General features: G+C 72.4%; 15 protein-coding genes. 9 read left to right on the top strand and 6 right to left on the bottom strand.

The features are described from left to right. Positions 1-53: 53 nt before the first annotated feature. The 4 genes from R8Z57_RS15030 to R8Z57_RS15015 form a co-directional block, all read right to left on the bottom strand. Positions 54-1,193 (bottom strand): NAD(P)/FAD-dependent oxidoreductase, encoded by a 1,140-nt coding sequence (locus tag R8Z57_RS15030; RefSeq protein ID WP_318354593.1) that lies wholly within the window; start codon positions 1,191-1,193, stop codon positions 54-56. Beyond that, entirely contained in the window at positions 1,186-1,923 is a 738-nt protein-coding gene (locus R8Z57_RS15025; RefSeq protein WP_318354592.1) for a methyltransferase domain-containing protein, read from the bottom strand. The genes R8Z57_RS15030 and R8Z57_RS15025 overlap by 8 nt, the downstream gene beginning before the upstream one ends. Positions 1,924-1,939: 16 nt before the next feature. Further along, complete coding sequence (locus tag R8Z57_RS15020) at positions 1,940-3,097, bottom strand: type III polyketide synthase (protein WP_318354591.1); 1,158 nt, start codon at positions 3,095-3,097, stop codon at positions 1,940-1,942. Between the two features lie 264 nt (positions 3,098-3,361). Then, positions 3,362-4,804 (bottom strand): MFS transporter, encoded by a 1,443-nt coding sequence (locus tag R8Z57_RS15015; RefSeq protein WP_318354590.1) that lies wholly within the window; start codon positions 4,802-4,804, stop codon positions 3,362-3,364. A 117-nt stretch (positions 4,805-4,921) separates the two neighbouring features. Here R8Z57_RS15015 and R8Z57_RS15010 point away from each other — a divergent pair, with 117 nt between their 5' ends. Further along, entirely contained in the window at positions 4,922-5,386 is a 465-nt protein-coding gene (locus R8Z57_RS15010) for an ArsR/SmtB family transcription factor (protein ID WP_378723087.1), read from the top strand. Positions 5,387-5,476: 90 nt separating this feature from the next. After that, complete coding sequence (gene rraA, locus R8Z57_RS15005) at positions 5,477-5,944, top strand: ribonuclease E activity regulator RraA (RefSeq protein WP_318354588.1); 468 nt, start codon at positions 5,477-5,479, stop codon at positions 5,942-5,944. A gap of 72 nt (positions 5,945-6,016) precedes the next feature. Here rraA and R8Z57_RS15000 read toward each other — a convergent pair whose 3' ends face one another. Then, positions 6,017-7,384: a glucose-6-phosphate dehydrogenase gene (locus R8Z57_RS15000; protein WP_318354587.1), complete on the bottom strand. Its 1,368-nt coding sequence runs from the start codon at positions 7,382-7,384 to the stop codon at positions 6,017-6,019. Positions 7,385-7,539: 155 nt separating this feature from the next. Here R8Z57_RS15000 and R8Z57_RS14995 point away from each other — a divergent pair, with 155 nt between their 5' ends. From R8Z57_RS14995 to R8Z57_RS14985, 3 genes are all read left to right on the top strand, one after another. Next, a complete protein-coding gene (locus R8Z57_RS14995; protein WP_318354586.1) occupies positions 7,540-7,950 on the top strand; it encodes a VOC family protein in 411 nt (136 codons plus the stop codon). A 245-nt stretch (positions 7,951-8,195) separates the two neighbouring features. Beyond that, positions 8,196-13,562 (top strand): PKD domain-containing protein, encoded by a 5,367-nt coding sequence (locus R8Z57_RS14990; protein ID WP_318354585.1) that lies wholly within the window; start codon positions 8,196-8,198, stop codon positions 13,560-13,562. A 157-nt stretch (positions 13,563-13,719) separates the two neighbouring features. Continuing rightward, on the top strand, positions 13,720-14,289 hold the full coding sequence (locus R8Z57_RS14985; protein ID WP_318354584.1) for a dihydrofolate reductase family protein: 570 nt from the start codon (positions 13,720-13,722) through the stop codon (positions 14,287-14,289). Positions 14,290-14,347: 58 nt separating this feature from the next. Here R8Z57_RS14985 and R8Z57_RS14980 read toward each other — a convergent pair whose 3' ends face one another. After that, positions 14,348-14,992 carry a hypothetical protein gene (locus R8Z57_RS14980; RefSeq protein WP_318354583.1) on the bottom strand — a complete coding sequence of 215 codons (645 nt, stop codon included), beginning with the start codon at positions 14,990-14,992 and terminating at the stop codon, positions 14,348-14,350. Between the two features lie 391 nt (positions 14,993-15,383). Here R8Z57_RS14980 and R8Z57_RS14975 point away from each other — a divergent pair, with 391 nt between their 5' ends. The 4 genes from R8Z57_RS14975 (at position 15,384) to R8Z57_RS14960 (ending at position 17,917) form a co-directional block, all read left to right on the top strand. Then, positions 15,384-15,719 (top strand): hypothetical protein, encoded by a 336-nt coding sequence (locus tag R8Z57_RS14975; RefSeq protein WP_318354582.1) that lies wholly within the window; start codon positions 15,384-15,386, stop codon positions 15,717-15,719. Positions 15,720-15,846: 127 nt separating this feature from the next. Continuing rightward, complete coding sequence (locus R8Z57_RS14970; RefSeq protein WP_318354581.1) at positions 15,847-16,386, top strand: YdeI/OmpD-associated family protein; 540 nt, start codon at positions 15,847-15,849, stop codon at positions 16,384-16,386. A 144-nt stretch (positions 16,387-16,530) separates the two neighbouring features. Next, positions 16,531-17,280: a nucleotidyltransferase domain-containing protein gene (locus R8Z57_RS14965; protein ID WP_318354580.1), complete on the top strand. Its 750-nt coding sequence runs from the start codon at positions 16,531-16,533 to the stop codon at positions 17,278-17,280. A gap of 178 nt (positions 17,281-17,458) precedes the next feature. Next, positions 17,459-17,917, top strand: coding sequence for an SRPBCC domain-containing protein (locus tag R8Z57_RS14960; protein ID WP_318354579.1), 459 nt, complete (start codon positions 17,459-17,461; stop codon positions 17,915-17,917). Positions 17,918-18,137: the final 220 nt, after the last annotated feature.

Raw genomic sequence — 18,137 nt, 5'->3', positions numbered from 1 at the left:
GGGCCTGGCCGGCCGGCCTCGCCCAACGGGCGTCGGCTGCTGCGGCGGCGCGGTCAGGCGCCGGTGTCGAAACCCATCGCGTAGGCGTGCGCGAACAGGGGTGCGGTCGGCGGGAGGAGCATCGCACGGACGGCGGCGCGGCGCAGCACGTCGGTGCGCGGCAGAGGGCGGCCGAGTGCGGTGTTGACCGACGCGAGGGCGGCCGCGCGGCGTGCCGAACGCACCCGCCGGGCCTCCCAGCGCCGCAGTTCGGCCTCGGGGGCGGTGCCGGTCCGGACCCAGTCGGCGACGAGCGGTGCGAGGGTCGCGGCGTCGAGCAGCCCGAGGTTCATGCCCTGGCCGCCGATGGGGCTGACCTCGTGCGCCGTGTCGCCGATCGCGACGACCCGCCCGTTGCGCAGGCGCGGGGCGACGACCCGGCGCACGCCGAACGACGTCGCCGCCGTGACCGCGTCGGCGGCCGCGCTCTCGCCGCGGCGGGCGAGGGCCTCGCGCAACCGTGCCGTCCGTGCCTCCGGGGCGTCGTCGGCGCCCGGCGCGTCCCACGCGACGAACCGCCGCTGCCCGCCCGGCAGCGGGAAGGACTCCAGCACGCCGTGGCGGTCGAGGTGCACCACGGCGACGGCGTCATCCGGGCGGGCGGCGGTCGCGGCATCCGTCATCAGATAGCGGTCGCGGTACTCCCGGCGGCGCAGGGCCTCCGGGCGGTAGACCAGGTCGCGCCCGCCGGCGCCGGCGGCCACGACGACGAGTCGCGCCTCGAGTTCGAGCACGCGGCCGAGGTGCGCCGCCCGCACCACGACGTCGCCCGCGCGCGGGATCACGGCGAGCACGCGTGCGCCGCGCAGCGGCTCGGGAGCGGCGGCCCCGAGCGCCGCCTCGGTGCGCGCCTGCGGCAGCGTTGCGACGAACGGGAACCTCGTGCCGAGAGCCTCGAACCGCACGGTTCCGAGCAGGCGTCCGTCGGCGCGGGCCTCGCCGCGCCGCACCTGGACCGCACCGCCGAGCAGCCGTTCGGTGAGGCCCGACGCCTCGAGCGCCGACAGGACGGGGGAGTGGATGCCGATGGCCCGGGTGCCGTCGCCGGCCGCGGGCCGCCGGTCGAGCAGCGTCGCCTCGACGCCGTGCCGGGCGAGCTCCGCGCCGAGAAGCAGGCCCACCGGCCCCGCGCCGACGATGACGACGTCAGCCACGCCCACGACCCGTCGCCAGCACGCGGAAGGGCACCGGTCGTCGTACGGTCCAGCGTCCGGGCATCGCCTCGTCGAGCACGGCGGCGAGCTCGGGCACGGTATAGCTGCGGCGGATCGACCGCAGCCCGTCGGTGCGCAGGAAGGTGCCCGCCGCGAAGGGCGTGATCGCGACCGCATACATGGAGTACGCGAGCCGGGACCGGGCGATGTCGCTGTGCAGCACGAGTCCGTGCGACAGCGCGAGCGACTCGGCGGCGAAGTCGGGGAGCCCCGCGCCGAGGTGGTGCAGGACGTGGTTCGACAGCACTGCGTCGAAGGTGCGGCCCTCGGCGACGAGCGTGGCGGCATCCGCGCACCGGAACGTCACGCCGGGCTCCGCGCGGGCGGTCCCCGCGCCACCTGCGCCCGCGGCGCCCGCGGCGCCCGCGACCTCGATCGCGCGCGGGTCGGGGTCGATGCCCGTCCAGGTGACGTCGAGCCCGTCCCGGCGTGCCGCAGCGGCGAGGCGCCGCACGAGGTCGCCCCCGCCCGCGCCGATGTCGAGAACCCGCGCGGGCCGGCCGAGCGCGGCGAGCTGCGGCCCGAGCGTCGTGCGGTACACGGTGCCCCAGCCCGAGACCAGGCGGTTCACGGTGTCGAAGCGGCGCAGCGTCTTGCGCAGGCGATCGGGGTCGCACGCCGGGTCGTCCATCAGCTCGGCGAGCGCGTCGTCGCGGACGGCGAGGCTCACGCGGGCACCGCCGCTCTCACACCGAAGCCGCCAAAGCGAGCAGCACGTCGTCGTCGGCCGCCACGGACGGCCGGCGGCGCGTCATCAGCGCGGACTCGACGGTGAGCCCCGGCCCGAAGGCCAGGCCCGCCACCCGCGCGCCATCGACGATGCCGTCGTCGCGCAGCAGCGCCGCGAGGATGAACAGGATCGTCGCGCTCGACATGTTGCCGAAGTCGCGCAGCACGGCCCGCGACGCCGCCAGCGCGTGGGGTGCGAGCTCGAGTCCGCCCTCGACGCGGTCGAGTACGCTGCGTCCGCCGGGGTGCACGGCCCACACCTCGGGCACCGCGTCGTCTCCCAAAAAGCGTCCGACGGCCCCGCGGATCTCTCGACCGATGATGCGGGGCACCTCGGCCGAAAGGATCATCTCGAACCCGTTGTCGCCGATCGTCCAGACCATGTCGGTCTCGCCCTCGTCGGTGAGCACGCTTCCGAACCGGTCGAGCTCGAGTCCGCCGCCCCGCCCGATCGCGGGGTCTGCGGTCACGATCGCCGCCGCCGCGCCGTCGGCGAAGACCGAGGCCGCGACGATCTGCTGCGGGTCGGCGGAAGCCCGCACGTGCAGCGTGCACAGCTCGGTGCACACCACCAGCACGACGGCGCCGGGGCGGCTGGTCGCGAGCGCCGTCGCGACCCGCAGCGCCGGGAGGGCGGCGGCGCAGCCGATGAAACCCAGGTGCGCGCGCTCGACGGTGGGGCTGAGACCCAGGTCGCGGACGAGCCGGTAGTCAGGACCCGGCGCGAAGAACCCGGTGCACGAGACGGTGACGACGTGGGTGATGGCGGATGCCTCGACCCCGCCTCCTGCGAGGGCGCTGCGGGCGGCCGCGGCGGTGAGCTCCGGCGCGGCGCGCGTGTACACGTCGTTGCGGGTGCCGGTGGTCGGAGACAGCAGTGTGCCGTCGGCGCCGAGGAAGGTGCGAGGCCCGGCGGTGTCGCCGTTCTGGAGGGCCGCCAGCTCGTCGATCACGGTGTGACGCTGCGCGATGGCCGAGGCGTCGAAGACCGCCTGCGTGCGTCGCCGGGTGAGGCGATCGGCGCCGTCCTGACCGGCGAAGAGGTCGCGCACATCCTCCTGCCGGATGCGCGTGGGAGGTACCGCCGTGCCGATGGAGACGATGCGGGCCGTCATGGAGCAACCTAAGCACGCGCCTCCGCGCGACCGCACCGGATTGCGCGAACTCCCAGCGTGGGTTATCGCCGCGGCGGGGTGCGAGGCTCGCTCCGGTCGTTGAGCGCCCTTCGCCACGCGACGGGGTTGTGGCCTGCGGTGGCGCCGGGGCGTTTCGTCTCGGTCGCTGGCGCTCCCTCGCTCAACGACCGGGAGGACAGAGGTCACGCGGAGGATCGGATGCCTCGACCAGCCCTGCACGCCGGGTCGAGGCATCCGACGATCTCAGTGGCCGGGCGGCGCAGCGGGGTCGTGGGTCTGGTGCGCGTCGGGCAGCTCGCGCATGCGCCAGAACGGGCCGATCACGACGAAGAGGCACGCGAACAGCTCGCCGAACGCGGCGATCCACAGCGTCGGGACGGTGCCGATCCACGTGCCCAGCGCGCCGGCGAGCAGCGCGGCGATCGGCATGACTCCCCACACCACGAACCGCACCGAGGCGTTCATGCGGCCGAGCAGCCGGGGCGCGGTGATGCGCTGCCGGAACGTCACCTGCGTGATGTTGTAGAGCAGCACCGTGAAGCTCGCGAAGAAGAACTGCACGACGAGGAGCGGGAACGCGAGCGCCGGTGCGAGCGAGATCGCCGGCAGGAAGAACGGGAGCACCGAGAAGGCGATGGCGCTGATCGGGATCGCGCGGGCCTCGCCGATGCGGGCCACGATCCGGGGCGTCGCGATCGCGCCGAGGAGTCCGCCGACCGACGACAGCGAGAAGACGATGCCGAGCATCTCGGGCGTGAGGCCGAGCTCGCGGAGCACGAAGATCGGCAGGAGGGTCATCGAGATCGTGCCGAAGAAGTTCGCGGTGCCGGTGGTCAGCACGATGCGGCGGAGCAGCGGGTTCCCGAACACCCAGCGCAGGCCCTCGCCGATCTCGTGGAGCAGCGGCTTGTGGTCGTCGGGCGCCCGCAGCTGCTCGTGATCGCGCGTGAAGAGCAGGGCGACGAACGACGCGACGTACGTGCCGACCGTGATGATGATCGCCAGCGGTGCGGCGAGCACGCCGACCAGCCAGCCGCCCACGGCGGGGCCGACGAGGCCGGCGAGCTGCTCGGTCGACTGCAGCTTGCCGTTCGCCTCGGCGATCTGGTTCGGGCGCACCAGCGAGGGCACGATGCTCTGGTTCGACACGTCGAAGAAGACCGTCGCGATGCCCATGACCAGGGCCACCGCGATCATGTGCCAGATCTCGAGCACGCCGAAGAGGGCCAGCAGCGGCAGCATGCCGAGCGCGACCGCCCGCACCGCGTCGGCGACGATCATGACGTGCCGCTTGCGCATGCGATCGATCCAGGCGCCGGCAGGCAGGCCGACGACGAGGAAGGCCGCGACCTGGGCGGCGCCGAGGACGCCGACCTCCCACTCGGTCGCGTCCAGCATGAGCACGGCCAGCACCGGGATTGCGAGCTCGGTGATCTGGGCGCCGAACTGACTGAGCGCCTGGCTGCTCCACAGCGTCAGGAAGTTGCGGTCGCGCCACAGCGACCCCTTCGGCGCCGGCGCGGGCGCAGGGGCGGCGGCCGCGGCATCCGCTTCGATCGCCTCGTCGGCACCGGCGCGGGAGGTGAGGATGCTCGCCTCGGCGCGCGCTTCGGCCAGCCACTCAGCGGCCTCGGCGGCCTCGCCGACCTGACCGCGCTGCGGCTCACGCTCCTCCGGTTGGGACATGTCAATCAGTGTGCGCCACTGATTGAGAAGTGTCAATCAGTCTTGTACGCTGAGCCCGTGACCGACGAGCAGGAGCGCATCGAGCTGAGGCGCGGCGACCCCGAGGCCGAGGCGCGCATGCGCGCGCTCAGCTCGCCGCTGCGTCTGCGAGTGCTCCGGCTGTGCGCGTTCGAGGCGCGCACCAACAAAGAGCTCGCCGAGCTGCTGGGCATGAACCCGGGCACGATGCTCCACCACGTGCGCACGCTCGTGCAGACCGGCTACCTCGCGGCCGAGCCGGAGCGCAGCGGCGCGCAGGGCGCTCGCGAGGTGCCGTACCGCGCGACGGGGCTGTCGTGGCGCACGTCGATGCCCGGCGGCTCGCCCGTGCTGATCGAGACGTTCCTGCAGCAGATCGAGGGCGACGACCTCGACGCCACGTGGCTCGGCCTCAAGATCAATGACGCGCATCGCGAGGAGTTCCAGCATCGCCTGTACGAGCTGGTCAACGAGTTCAAGGAGCGCGGTCCCGACGCCGACGGCCGTCCGTACTCCTTCTTCAGCACGCTGCACCCCGACCTCAACCCGCCCGCCTCCCGCTGAGCGGCGCGTTCTTGCGCGAGGCAGAAGGCCGACGGATCTTCTGCGGATGACGGATGCCTCGGCCCGCGGCATCCGTCATAGCCTGAGCGCATGAGCACCGCGACGGCCGACCTCTACGACGAACGCGGCGACGCGCTCGACTCGCTCGCGCTGCAGCTGCACGACGTGGGCGGGCGCACGGCGTTCGACGGGCCCGTGCGGACCGTGCGGTGCCACCGCGACAACGCCCTCGTGAAGGCGCTCTTGGCCACACCGGGGGAAGGCGCCGTGCTCGTGATCGACGGCGGCGGGTCGCTCGAGTCGGCTCTCGTCGGCGACCTCATCGCGGCGTCGGCGGTCGAGCACGGGTGGGCCGGGATCATCGTGCACGGCGCGGTGCGCGATCGCGAGGCGATCGGGCAGCTCCCGCTCGGCGTCAAGGCGCTCGGCTCGAACCCTCGCAAGAGCGCCAAGGCGGGCCACGGCGAGGTCGATGTGCCGGTGACGATCGCGGGCGTCCTGTTCGCGCCCGGCCAGCACGTGTGGGCCGACGCCGACGGGGTGCTCGTCGAGCGCTGACCCGCGCCCCGCGCCCCGCCCTGCGCCTGCCGCCCTGCGCCCCCCGTCCCGCGCCAGGCGCCTCCGCCGGGCTCAGGGCAGGCGCCGCCAGTTGTCCGGGCCGAGCGAGCCCGCCGGGTACTCGTCGAGCGGCACCTCGCCGGCGCGCCAGGCCGCCAGCACGGGGTCGACGATGCGCCACGACTCCTCGGCCGCGTCGCCGCGCACGGCGAGCGTCGCGTCGGCGTCGAGGATGCCCGACAGCACCTCGCCGTAGGCCTTGAGGGCGCCGGCACCGAGGTCGGCCTCGAGGGTGGCCCGCTCCAGCTCGAACGGGTCGTCGCCGCCGTTGACGTTGAGCTCGAGCTCCATGCGGTCGGGTCCGAGCGAGAAGTGCAGCACCGATCCCGGCGCCGCGCCGGTGAGTCCGTCGGGGACGTGGTTGACGGGGCGGAAGGTGACGACCACCTCGCCGTCCTTGCCCGCCAGCGCCTTGCCCGACCGCAGGGTGAACGGCACGCCGCGCCAGCGCTCGTTGCGCACCTCGCACGTGAGCTCGGCGAGCGTCTCGGTCCCGCGCGAGGGATCGACGCCCGGCTCGTCGGCGTACGACGGCAGGCTGCGGTCGCCGACGGCGCCCGCGGTGTACCGCGCGCGCCGCGACGCCGCGACGGGGTCGTCCTGCCAGATGTGCGTCGCCCGCAGCACCGCCCCCGTGGCGTCGCGGAAGTCGCGCTCGTGCAGTGTCGCCGGCGGCTCCATCGCGAGGAACGCCATCACCTGCAGCAGGTGGCTCTGGATCATGTCGACGAGGGCGCCGGCCTTGTCGTAGTACCCGGCGCGCCCCTCGAGGCCCAGCACCTCGTCGTACTTCACGACGACCGACTCGATGTGCTCGGCCGACCACACGGGCGCGAAGATGCGATTGGCGAACCGCACGCCCAGCACATTGAGGGTCGTGGAGCGGCCGAGGAAGTGGTCGACGCGGAAGATCTGCGCCTCGGGGACGAGCCGCGACACCGTGGCGTTGAGCCGGCGCGCCGAGGGCTCGTCGACGCCGAACGGCTTCTCGAGCGCGAGCACCGTGCCGTCCGGGATCGCGACACCCGCCATCGCCTCGCACGCCGCGGCGGCCACGGCCGGCGGCACCGCGAAGTAGAGCGCCAGCCGGTCGCCCGGGTCGGCCATCACGCGCGCGAGGTCGGCGGGGTCGGTGATGTCGGCGTGCAGGTACGTCGTCTCGGCGACGATGTCGAACGCGTCCTCGACGCCGCCCGCCGCGAACGCGGCGCGGACGACCTCGCGCCAGCGCGCGTCGTCCCAGTCGTCCATCCCGGCGCCGCGCAGCCGCACGCGTCGGTGCGGCTCGCGCTGCAGCAGCTGGCCCAGCGCGGGAAGCAGGAGTCGCGAGGTCAGATCGCCGGATGCGCCCAGGATGACGAGCGTGGTCTCAGTGGCCATGCCGCCAACCTACGGGCGGCGCCGGTCGCTCACGAGGGGCTTGCGCGCCCGGCCGAGCGCAGCCCACGGCCACGCGGCGGCCTGCCGCGACACCCCTGGACAGCAACTTCGGGCAAGAGGATCGTGGTCGTGGGGACACACACTGGGAGGCTGTCATGTTCACACCCGATCGATCGTTCTCGAGCTTCGCGGTACCCGACATCCGCGAGGCCGCGGTCTTCTATCGAGACACCCTGGGGCTCGACGTCACCGTCTACGAAGAGATGGGCGGCGGCCTGACCATCGCCCTCCCCGGAGGCGGTACGGTCTTCGTCTACCCGAAGGAGGATCACGAGCCCGCCGTCTTCACCGTGCTGCACTTCAACGTGCCGGACGTCGAAGCCGCCGTCGACGATCTCAACTCGCGGGGGGTGGTGACGAAGATCTACACCGACCCCGACTACGGCACCGACGAGAAGGGCATCGCACGCGACTTCGAAGGCGGGCCCGACATCGCGTGGTTCACAGACCCGGCCGGCAACGTCATCGCCGTGGGTCGCATGGAGCCGCTGATGATGGGGGAGTAGCCGACGCAGGATGACGGATGCCGCGACCCGGCGCACTGCGCGGGTGGCGGCATCCGCTCGTCTGGCATCGGAGGACGTGCGCGGCCGGGGCGGGGCGATTGCACGGGGGTTGCACGCGTCGGAGCGGGCGTCGGAGGGCATGCGGCCGCTTTTAGAGTCGGGCGTCGAGGCACCCGCCGGGTGTCGCGCCGCGCTTCGACGCGGCGATCACGCACGCCCGCGCGCCGGGCTTCCAGGAGACGATCATGCCCCGCACGCCGCGACCGCACCGTCCCGCCACCGCACATGACCGTCGTTCCGGCGACCGGAGGCCGACGCGCCTGAGGGCAGTGCTCGCGGGCCTCGTGAGCGCCGTGCTCGCAGCGTCGGCCGCGATCGTGCCCGCCACCGCGGCGCACGCCGACGCGGCGAGCTTCGAGCTGCCGCGGGCGCTCTACGGCGCGAACGAGATCGTGAAGATCGCCCAGGGCACGCTGACGCGGGACTGCGACACCTTCGGCACCGTGTCGTCGATCTTCATCGTGCCCGCGGGAAGCGTCGAGCAGGGCGACCCGCTCGTCGACGCGGGCGGCGGTGACCCGAACGTCATCGAGTCCAGCGCGTTCGGCGCGTACTTCGCCGACGAGACCATCGCCGCCACGCAGCCCACCGGCTCGCTGGGCGCGGGCACGTACGACATCGTCGAGGACACCTGCCAGAACGGCGTGTTCGACGGGAGCGACACGATCCGTCGCGACGCGTTCACGGTCGAGATCGACCTCTCGATCCCGGCGCTGCCGAACGCCGAGATCCTGGCGATGAAGGACGCCGCGAGCGGCGAGGCGGCGCAGTGGAAGGCGACCGCGTTCGCGGCCGGCGCGCTGTTCATCGTGCACCAGTTCCTCGAGCTGAAGGGCGCGGCGACCCCCGACCCCGACAACATGGGGCAGTTCTACATCAACTTCTATCTGACCTACGTCTGCAGTGTTCCCGGGCTCATGCCGACGATTCCTGACAGCCCCATCACGCCGTGGTGCCCGACCGTCGGCATCCAGGACGTCGTCAAGCTGCAGATGGACACCGTCAAGGCCGCGGTCGACAAGGCCGCGCACTACAGCGCCATCGCGGCCGACCCGCCCGACCCCGACTTCGCGCAGCCCGTCGGGCTCGCCGCGATCCCGCAGCTCGCGTCGCCGACCGGCGCCCCGCTCGAGCGCGCGCTCGCCGCGTGGGGCGACGGCGCCACTCGGGGCGCGGCGCTCGCCGACGCCTACCTCGCCGCCATGGAGAAGTACCAGGGCGCCGCCGCCGCAGGAGACCCCGCCGGCGCCCTGCTGCAGGCGCGCTCGATGATCTCGTACGCCCAGATGCTGCAGGCGCAGCTGAGCGAACAGACCGCCCTGGTCGAGAACATCGCCGCGACGGCCGACGCGAACGGCAAGGACGTCGACACGGCGCTCGCCGAGCTCGGCGCGGCGGCCGAGCGCGTGGCTCAGGACGGCTTCTCGGCCGAAGAGACCCAGGCGCTGCGCAACCTCGGTTTCACCCCCGAGGCGGTCGCCGACATGCGCCGGATCTTCACCGACGAGATCTCGCTCGACCAGCCGTTCGGCACGCTCGATGCGCTCGTCGCCGCCCAGCGCGAGGCCGACACCGCGATGACCGCGGCCTTCGCCGGCATCGTCTCGGGCATGACCCCGATCGTCGACCAGCTCACCGCGCGGCTCGACGCCGAGGGCACGGCGTCCGCTCCGGTCCTCAGCGCCGGCGGACCGTACACCGCACCCATCGGCGAGCAGGTGGCGCTGGCCGCCGACTGCAGCGGCTGCGCGAGCCTCGAGTGGGACCTCGACGGCGACGGCGCCTTCGACGACGCCGTGGGGGCCACCGCGACGGTCGCCGCGCGCGCCGGCACGACTCTCGTCGGCGTACGGGGGACGGATGCCGCGGGCCTCGCCTCGATCGACTACGCCCAGGTGCTCGGCACCGACCCCGGTCACGCGCCGGTGCTGACCGCGGTGTCGCCGGCGACCGGGGAGCCGGTGCGCATCCGCCTCGGCGAGCAGCGCACATTCTCGGTGCAGGCGACGGACGCCGACGGCGACGCGCTCACCGTGCGGTGGGCGCTCGATGGCGTCGACCTCGGCACGGGGTCCTCGATGGCGGTGGCCCCCGATCCGGCGCGCACGTCGCAGGTATACGGACTGGTCGCGACGATCGACGACGGCGCCGGTCACACGCGCGCGGTGCGCTGGACGGTGCTCGGCACGCATCCCGACGCCGACCGCGACGGCTGGACCGCGAACGTCGACTGCGACGACAAAGACGCGACGGTGAGCCCGGGCTCGCCAGAGGTGCCCGGCAACGGGCGCGACGACGACTGCGATCCGTCCACGACGGACGAGGCATCCGGTCTCGCCGCGGCGTTCTCGCCGCTCCCCGACAACGGCGGCAGCGACGTCGCGAAGATCCCGCACGGCGGGGCTGCGGCCGGATCGTCGAGCCAGCAGAACGCCAACAGTGCCGCCGACAAGCTGCTCGACCTGCCGGCGAATTCGCTCGCGACGCCGTGGGTGACGGCCGGCGGTGCGACGACCGACCAGTGGGCGGCGGCCGACCTCGGTGCGGCCTACCTCGTCGATCGCGTGGCGATCCGCGCCGATCGCGCGCGCTACCGGCCCGCCGACTTCGCGGTGTCGCTGTCGACGGCGGGACCGAAGACCGCGCTGCGCCCCGTCGTCGCGGGCGAGCTGGCCGACAAGACCGGCTTCCAGTACTTCGAGCTGTCCACCCCGGTCGTGGGTCGGTACGTGCGCCTCGACGCGTACACGAACCGCGGCGCCACCGCGATCGCCGTCGACGACCTCGTCGTCATCACCGGACAGGTGGGAACGCCCACCGTCGCCTTCACCGACCGGTCGACGGGCGCGGTCGCCTGGCACTGGGACTTCGGCGACGGCGCGACGTCGTCGGAGCGGCACCCGACGCACGTGTTCGCCGGGCCCGGGCGGTACCCGGTGACCCTCACGGTGACCGGTGCCGACGGCGCGACGGCCACGACCACGCTCGAGCAGACCGTGCTCGAGCCGCTGCAGGCGCAGATGCAGACGCCCGCCGCGATGGGCGAGGGCACGTCGGAGTGGTTCACCGACAAGACGGTGCCGCCGAGCGGCACGGTGGTCAAGCGGCACTGGACCTGGACGCCGACCCAGTCGACGACCACGACTTCCGCGACGGCGAGCTGGGGATACCCCGACAACGGCCCGCAGACCGTCAGCCTGACCGTGACCGACTCGTACAACCGCACCGCCACCACCACGCAGACGGTGGACGTGCAGAACGTCGCGCCGACCGTCGACGCGGGGGCCGCGGCATCCGTCACCGCGCTCGATTCGTGGGCGCCGTGGCCGACCGTCCGAGACAAGGGCAGCGTCGACAACGCGCAGCTGACCTGTGAATGGGACTACGGCGACGGCACCACCGCCGTGCTGCAGCCCTGCACGACCGAGAACGCGCGCACGCCGCACGCGTACACCGCGCCGGGGGAGTACACCGCGACGCTCACGGCGACCGACAAGGACGGCGCGGTGACCGCCGACACGGTGAAGATCACCGTCGCGACCCGCACCTCGCACATCGAGGCGTACCCCGTCGCGGGCAGCGCCTACGGCGGCGCCGTCACGGTGCGCGCGCAGCTGTGGGATCGCCCGTCTTTCCGGCCGATGGCGGGCACCGCGGTGGTCGTCGACGTGGCCGGCGTCGAGCACCCCGCGACGACCGACGCCCACGGGCGCATCGAGCTGCGGCTGCCGCCGAACGGCGCGAGTGCGATCGAGGTCTCTTACCCCGGCGACGTCAGCCGGACCGGGACGACGGCCACCGCGACGCTGTCGCGCGCGGGCAAGCCGGCCGCCGACGTGGTGTTCCTCTTCGACGAGTCGGGCAGCATGGACCCGTACCAGCAGGCCGTGCGCGACAACGTGCGGGCCATCGGCGACCGCCTGGCGGCGAGCGTCGATGCCCAGCTCGGCGTGATCGGCTTCGGCTCGTCGCCGCAGTACAGGCCGCACCTGCACGTGCCGGTGACGCACGACCTCGCGCGGTTCGAGACGGCGCTGGGCGAGCTCGACACGAACGGCACGTATGAACCGGGCATCGACGCGATCGTCGCGGCGGTGCAGCCCGACGTGGGACTGCGGCCCGAGGCGGGGACGTGCGTCGTGCTGATCGGCGACGAGGGCACGCAGTGGGACCAGAAGGTGCCGGCCGACGCGCGGGCGGCGCTCGCCGCCTCGCGGGCCACGCTGTTCTCGATCATCAAGCCCGGCGACGGCACCCGCGACTACGCCGACCTCGCGACCGGCAGCGGCGGTGCGGTGTTCGACATCCGCACGTTCGGCGCCGACCCGCAGCCGGTGCTCGACGCGATCCTCGACTCGTGCGTCGCGACGGTGAGCAACCGTCCCGACCTCGCCGTCACGATCGACGACCGGCGTGACGAGGTGCTCGCCGGCGACGAGGTGACGTACGCCGTCGAGGCCGTGAACACCGGAGACGCCGACGCGAGCGGTGTCGTGGTCGAGGCCGAGCTGCCGGCGGGCGCCGTGCTGCGGGAGGCCGACGGCGCCGACGTGGACGGCGATGTCGTGCGGTGGACGGTGGGCGCCCTCCCCTCGGGGTCTTCCTTCCAGGGTTCGCTGCGCGTGCGCGTCGGCCCTGACGGCGTGACGCCAGGCGACTTCGCGGTGCGCGCGAGCGTGCGCGACGACGGCTCGTACGGGGCCGACCCGACCCCGGCCGACACGGAGGCGGTCGACACCGACACCGTCGTGGAGCTGCCGGTCGTCACGGTCGAGCCCGTCATCGTCAACGACGCCGGGGGTGAGCTCGCGGCGGACGACGTGCGGTTCGTGCTCACGCCGGCGAGTCAGCTGCCGCTGGCCGACCTCAGCCGCGTGGCCCCGGTCGCCGACGTGGTGCTCGAGGCCGGCGTGGCGACACCGGTGGAGCCGGGGGTGTACGTGCTGCTGGCGGAGGGTGTGCCCGATGGCTACGACATCGAGCTGACCGACGCGTGCTCGCCGGGAGGCGGCATCGAGCTCGCCTACGGCGACGTCCTGGAGTGCGCCGTGACGATCGACGACGTGGCGCCCACGCTGCGCGTGACGGTCGCCGGCCCCGACGGTGCTCCCATGCCGGAGGTGTCGCTCGACGAGGTGGTGATCGACGCGGGGGTCGAGCTGCCTATCACCGCGGGGTGGCACCGGCTCGCGGTCGCCGCGGTGAAGGGCTTCGAGGTGCGGTTCGACGGGGCCTGCGCGAGCGACGGCCGGTTCGAGGCGGCCCTGGGCGCGGCGGTGGAGTGCGGGGTGGTGCTGACTGCCGCGACGCCGGATCCGACGCCGACCGGAACGCCGACGCCGACGCCCACCGGGTCGCCGGACCCGACGCCGACCGGAGCTCCGGTGGGCGGGCCCGCCTCGGCGCCGGGTGGTGCGGGTTCGGCCGGGCAGGCGCCTGCCGAGTGGCTCGCCGCCACGGGTGCACCGGTGGCGGCGACGCTCCTCGCCGGGCTGGTCGTGCTCGCCGCGGGGGCGGTGTTGCTGGGTCTGCGACGGCGGCGCGCGGACTGAGCCGCGCGGCACGGAGTGATGACGGATGCCTCGGGCCGAGGCATCCGTCATCCTCTTCTTCACGGCACTGGACAGGCAATGTGGACGCCGTATACATTGGGCCGGGTGTCGCCCGGCTTCGGGCGGCGAGCCGGCGCCGGTGCGAGGGAGCAGCGAGATGAGACCACTCCGATATGCGATCAACGTGACGCTCGACGGCTGTGTGCATCACGAGGCCGGCGTGGCGCCCGATGAGGAGTCGATGCGCTTCTGGACGGCCGAGATGGAGCGCGCCGACGCTGAGATCTACGGCCGGGTGACGTACCAGATGATGGAGTCCGCGTGGCGGATGCCGGAGTCGGGGGAATGGCCGGACTGGATGAGCGAGTGGGACATCCCGTTCGCCCGGGCTATCGATCGCGCGAAGAAGTACGTCGTCTCGAGCACGCTCACCGAGGTGGACTGGAACGCCGAGCTGCTGCGCGGTGACCTCAAGCAGTCCGTCGAGCGGCTCAAGGCCGAGCCCGGCGAAGGGCTGTCGGTGGGTGGGGTTCAGCTGCCGCTCGCTCTCGCCGAGCTGGGGCTGATCGACGAGTACATCTTCGTCGTGCAGCCGGTGATCGCCGGTCACGGGCCGACGCTGCTCTCCGGGCTGCGCGAGCGCGTGCGGCTCGAGCTGGTGGGCCGTCACGAATTCCGGTCGGGAGCAGTCGCGCAGCGGTACCGGCCGGTGCCGGTTTCGGGCTGAGGTCCGGGCGGCCGGCGGCGGCCGGCGTTGCGTCGGGCGTGGGGTCGTCGGACGGAGGTCAGCGCGCCGTCGCGCCGAGTGCGGTGCCGGAGTCAGGTACTGTCGCGGGCGATTCCGCGGTCCGCGGCGCAGCGAGAATGATCGCGATCGCCTCTATTCCGAGCACCACGAGGGGTCCGTGCGGCCAGTAGCCCGTGGCAAGGGTGCCCGCGACGAGCAGCGGCAGGGTCAGGCCCAGCACGATCCGGATCCAGAGGGGCCACCGTCGTCCGGCCGTGACGGCGGCGAGGATGCCGGCGAGCCCGACGGCGATGAGCACGAAGGCCTCTGCGCCCCACAGGAAGTGCAGCGGCGCCTGCTTCGGAGTGTTCACGTAGCTCAGCGCGGTGACCGGCGCCCCGGCGATGATGAGCCAGGCCATGACCGCCCCGCCCCATCCGGCTCTGCGCAGGTCGGGCAGCAGCGCGAGTCCGATCAGCAGGAACGACACCGCCGCGAGCGCCCCGAAGACGATGTACGGATCGTGGACCGCCTCGCGCGCCCAGAAGTAGACGCGGTAGTGGAAGACCCAGTTGTATGACGACAGCCCGAACGCCCACGCGGGAAACGGCAGGATCACCAGCGCCCACAGTCCGCCGAGCCCCGCGACGACTGCCCGCCAGGGTCGTGATCGGTCGGTGAACGTCAGACGGCTTTCCCCCATGCGCTGATTGCACCATCAGTCCGGGTGGCGGCGCCAGTGCCAAGCGCCGAACGTGCACGGAACCCGTACGACGTTTCCTTTCGACAACGGCGTCGTCAGCCGCGAGCTCAACGCGATGGGTGTGACGATGAGATGCGCCGCCGGTCGGCGCCGAACACGCCGAAAGGACAGTGGCTTGCCCCACACAGCCGAACAGACAAGGCGCGCCGGTCGCGCCCATCCGCGCGCCCTGGTCGCGGCGGTGGCACTCGTGAGCGCCCTCATGCTGGCCGGTTGCACCGCGTCCGACGGCACAGCAGCCGAAGGCCCGAAGTCGGCCCCCTCCGCGTCCGCGGCAGGCTCACAGCCGCGGCCCAGCACGGCCGGCGAAGCCGGGACAGAGTCTGCTGCGGTGAGGGACGCGGAGACGTGCGCCGCCATCTCGGATGTCCTCACGATCCTGTTCAACACCGAGGCCGCGGTGCGAGACGGACGGATGGAGGCGCACGAGCAGCGGTCCTGGGACCGCCTGGCCGCCCGCATCATGGACAGGACGCCCGTCTCGGGCGAGACCGCCCTGAGCCAGACCGTCGCCGACCTCCAGCAATCGATCCTCGACAGTGTGCCCGGCGCGCTCGGCACGACGTTGACCGGGACGGATGCCTGGGCCACCGCGCTCCCGACGATCAGGGAGCAGTGCATCCAGGCGGGAGCAGAACTCTCCACGGAGGGCTTCGTCGGCGGTTAGCCGCGCTCCCGCTTCGATCGGGCCCTGCTGTGCGCGAGCTCTCGTGCAGAACGCGGAAGACGAACCTGTCGGTGCGAGGGTCTAGCGTTCGAGAATGGTCGCCGTCTCTGCCAAGCCCGAGCTGCACGTGGATTCCGTCGAGGAATGGGAGCGTTGGCTGGAGTCCGAGCCCGATCCGGACGGAGTTCGGCTGCGCGTCCGCAAGGTCGCGTCGAGCAAGCCGGGCATCACGTATGCCGATGCGTTGGACGTCGCGCTCTGCTTCGGCTGGATCGACGGGCAGAAGCAGTCCTTGGATGCCGACTACTTCCTGCAGGTCTTCACGCCGCGCAGGCCGCGAGGCGTGTGGTCGAAGGTCAACATCCAGCACGCCGCCCGGCTGATCGAGGCGGGCCGGATGCGGCCTGCCGGGCTGAGTGAGATCGAGCGCGCGAAGGCGGACGGACGATGGGACGCCGCCTATCGTCAGCGCGACGGCGAGGTTCCGCCCGAGCTTCAGGCGGCGCTCGACGCGGACCCGGTGATCGCCGCCGCATTTGCCGCGCAGTCGGCGCAGAACCGCTTTGCGATGGCGTTCCGTGTGAGCAGTCTGAAGCGGCCAGAGACGCGCGCAGCCCGCGTCGCCCAGTACGTCGCCATGCTCAAGCGCGGCGAGACGATCCACTGAGCCCGGCGCGGCGACCGGGTCCGAGGGCTCATCGCCGGCCGATTCGGATCCCTGAACGCGCACGGCTCGCTGAGCGGGCCGTGCCGGGCGTCGGCGATTCGGCAACGGACTCGAGATTCCCCCGGTCCGTGTAAGTGTTGTGCCATGTTCTCTGCAACAGATCGAGCCGCGATCCAATCGCGTCTGATCGCGCGAGCCGTGGCCGATCAGCGCGTCATCGGCGCGGCGCTAGTCGGATCGGCGGCGCGCGGGTCCCAAGACGACTGGTCTGACATCGACCTCGCTCTGCAGCTCAACGACGGCGTCGACGAGCAGCAACTGGTCGACGAGTGGAGCCAGACAATCGACGACGAACACGGCCTGTCTGACACGCACGATGTCTGGGCGGCCGGTGCCCGCTACCGGGTGTTCCTTCTCTCCAATTCGCTGCAGGTCGATGTGTCGTTCTGGCCGCACGACAAGTTCCGCGCCACCGAACCGGGCTTCCATGTGCTGTTCGGCACACCCAACGAACCCACCGAGCCGACCCCGGCTGACGCGTCGGTGATGATCGGGATGGGCTGGTTGTACGCTCTCCATGCGCGTTCATCGATCGCGCGGGGCAAGCTCTGGCAGGCGACGTCGATGCTCGAGGGACTGCGCAGTCAAGTGCTCGCTCTCATGTGCGGACGAGTGGGGCTCAACGCATGGCACGGCCGCGAGATCGACCGCCTACCTGCGGACGACCTGGCTGGGCTGGAGGCGACGCTGATCGGCCGGCTCGTCGCCGACGACCTCGACCGCGCCCGCATCGCGCTGACCCGACTGCTGCTCGACGCGGTCACCAAGACCGACAGCGATCGCGCGCGAAGACTGCAACCCGCCTTCGACACACTCGTTGTACCCGTGTCCTGACGCGATCCTCATGCGGGCGGTGTGCGCTCTGGGTACGTTGTCGCGCGTCGCCGGTCACCGGTCGACCCCGTGAGCCGCGCTGACGCCTGACGTGCTGACCCGCTCGACCTAAGGCCCCAGTCGCGGCGGGCCAAGACCGGCCTCTACAATCGGCCACAGGCGGAGAACGGGGGCACAAATGTCCACTTCTGCGACCGATGGGGTCGCCTCGACGACCCGGAGTGCGTTCAGCCGCTCCACCCGCATCGCCCAGCACATCGACGCCGACGCCGCTGCGGTCTGGCGACTGCTGACGACGGCGGAAGCGTATCCGACCTGGAGCTCGACGACCGTCTCGCTCGAGGGCCAGATCGTTCTCGGCTCGACGATCAAGCTGGTCTCGACGCTCGACCCGGCCCGCACGTTCAAACTCAAGGTCACGGAATTCGAGCCGAACACCCGCCTCACGTTCGCCAATGCGATGTTTGCTCGGCCGTGCTCCCTCAGCGGCGGGGCCGAGGGCACGCGAGTTGAGATCGTCGAGCGCATCGGCGGCCCGCTCTACCCACTCGTGGCCCGAATGATCCCACCCTTGGAGAGGAACTTCGAGCGGTTCACCGCCGACCTGAAGAAGGCGGCCGAAGCCACCGCGCCCTAGCAAGCGCGTGCGGAGAAACGCCACGATCCGTCTCCGGGCAGTGCTCGGAAGCCATCGGTCGCGTGCGGGTCTGAGGAGTTCGGGATGCATCCGCTTCAGAGCGATGCGCGGTTGAGGCCTGTTACGCGCGGGCTGGAGCGCGTGCGGTTGTCGGTCCTCCAACGCACGGGGCGAGAGATCGTGTCAACAGCCGCCTAGTCGCCCCGCCGCCCCGCGCACT

The sequence above is a fragment of the Microbacterium sp. M3 genome (assembly GCF_033548675.1).
GTDB lineage: Bacteria > Actinomycetota > Actinomycetes > Actinomycetales > Microbacteriaceae > Microbacterium > Microbacterium arthrosphaerae.
The sequence above is the reverse complement of the archived record's forward strand: the minus strand, read 5'-3'. Positions and strand labels throughout refer to the sequence as shown.

Bases quoted from the DNA above. Each gene is read 5' to 3' on its own strand.
- R8Z57_RS15020 (WP_318354591.1), bottom strand. From the start codon at position 3,097: ATGACGGCCCGCATCGTCTCCATCGGCACGGCGGTACCTCCCACGCGC.
- R8Z57_RS15015 (WP_318354590.1), bottom strand. From the start codon at position 4,804: ATGTCCCAACCGGAGGAGCGTGAGCCGCAGCGCGGTCAGGTCGGCGAG.
- R8Z57_RS15010 (WP_378723087.1), top strand. From the start codon at position 4,922: ATGCGCGCGCTCAGCTCGCCGCTGCGTCTGCGAGTGCTCCGGCTGTGC.
- rraA (WP_318354588.1), top strand. From the start codon at position 5,477: ATGAGCACCGCGACGGCCGACCTCTACGACGAACGCGGCGACGCGCTC.
- R8Z57_RS15000 (WP_318354587.1), bottom strand. From the start codon at position 7,384: ATGGCCACTGAGACCACGCTCGTCATCCTGGGCGCATCCGGCGATCTG.
- R8Z57_RS14995 (WP_318354586.1), top strand. From the start codon at position 7,540: ATGTTCACACCCGATCGATCGTTCTCGAGCTTCGCGGTACCCGACATC.
- R8Z57_RS14990 (WP_318354585.1), top strand. From the start codon at position 8,196: ATGCCCCGCACGCCGCGACCGCACCGTCCCGCCACCGCACATGACCGT.
- R8Z57_RS14985 (WP_318354584.1), top strand. From the start codon at position 13,720: ATGAGACCACTCCGATATGCGATCAACGTGACGCTCGACGGCTGTGTG.
- R8Z57_RS14980 (WP_318354583.1), bottom strand. From the start codon at position 14,992: ATGGGGGAAAGCCGTCTGACGTTCACCGACCGATCACGACCCTGGCGG.
- R8Z57_RS14965 (WP_318354580.1), top strand. From the start codon at position 16,531: ATGTTCTCTGCAACAGATCGAGCCGCGATCCAATCGCGTCTGATCGCG.
- R8Z57_RS14960 (WP_318354579.1), top strand. From the start codon at position 17,459: ATGTCCACTTCTGCGACCGATGGGGTCGCCTCGACGACCCGGAGTGCG.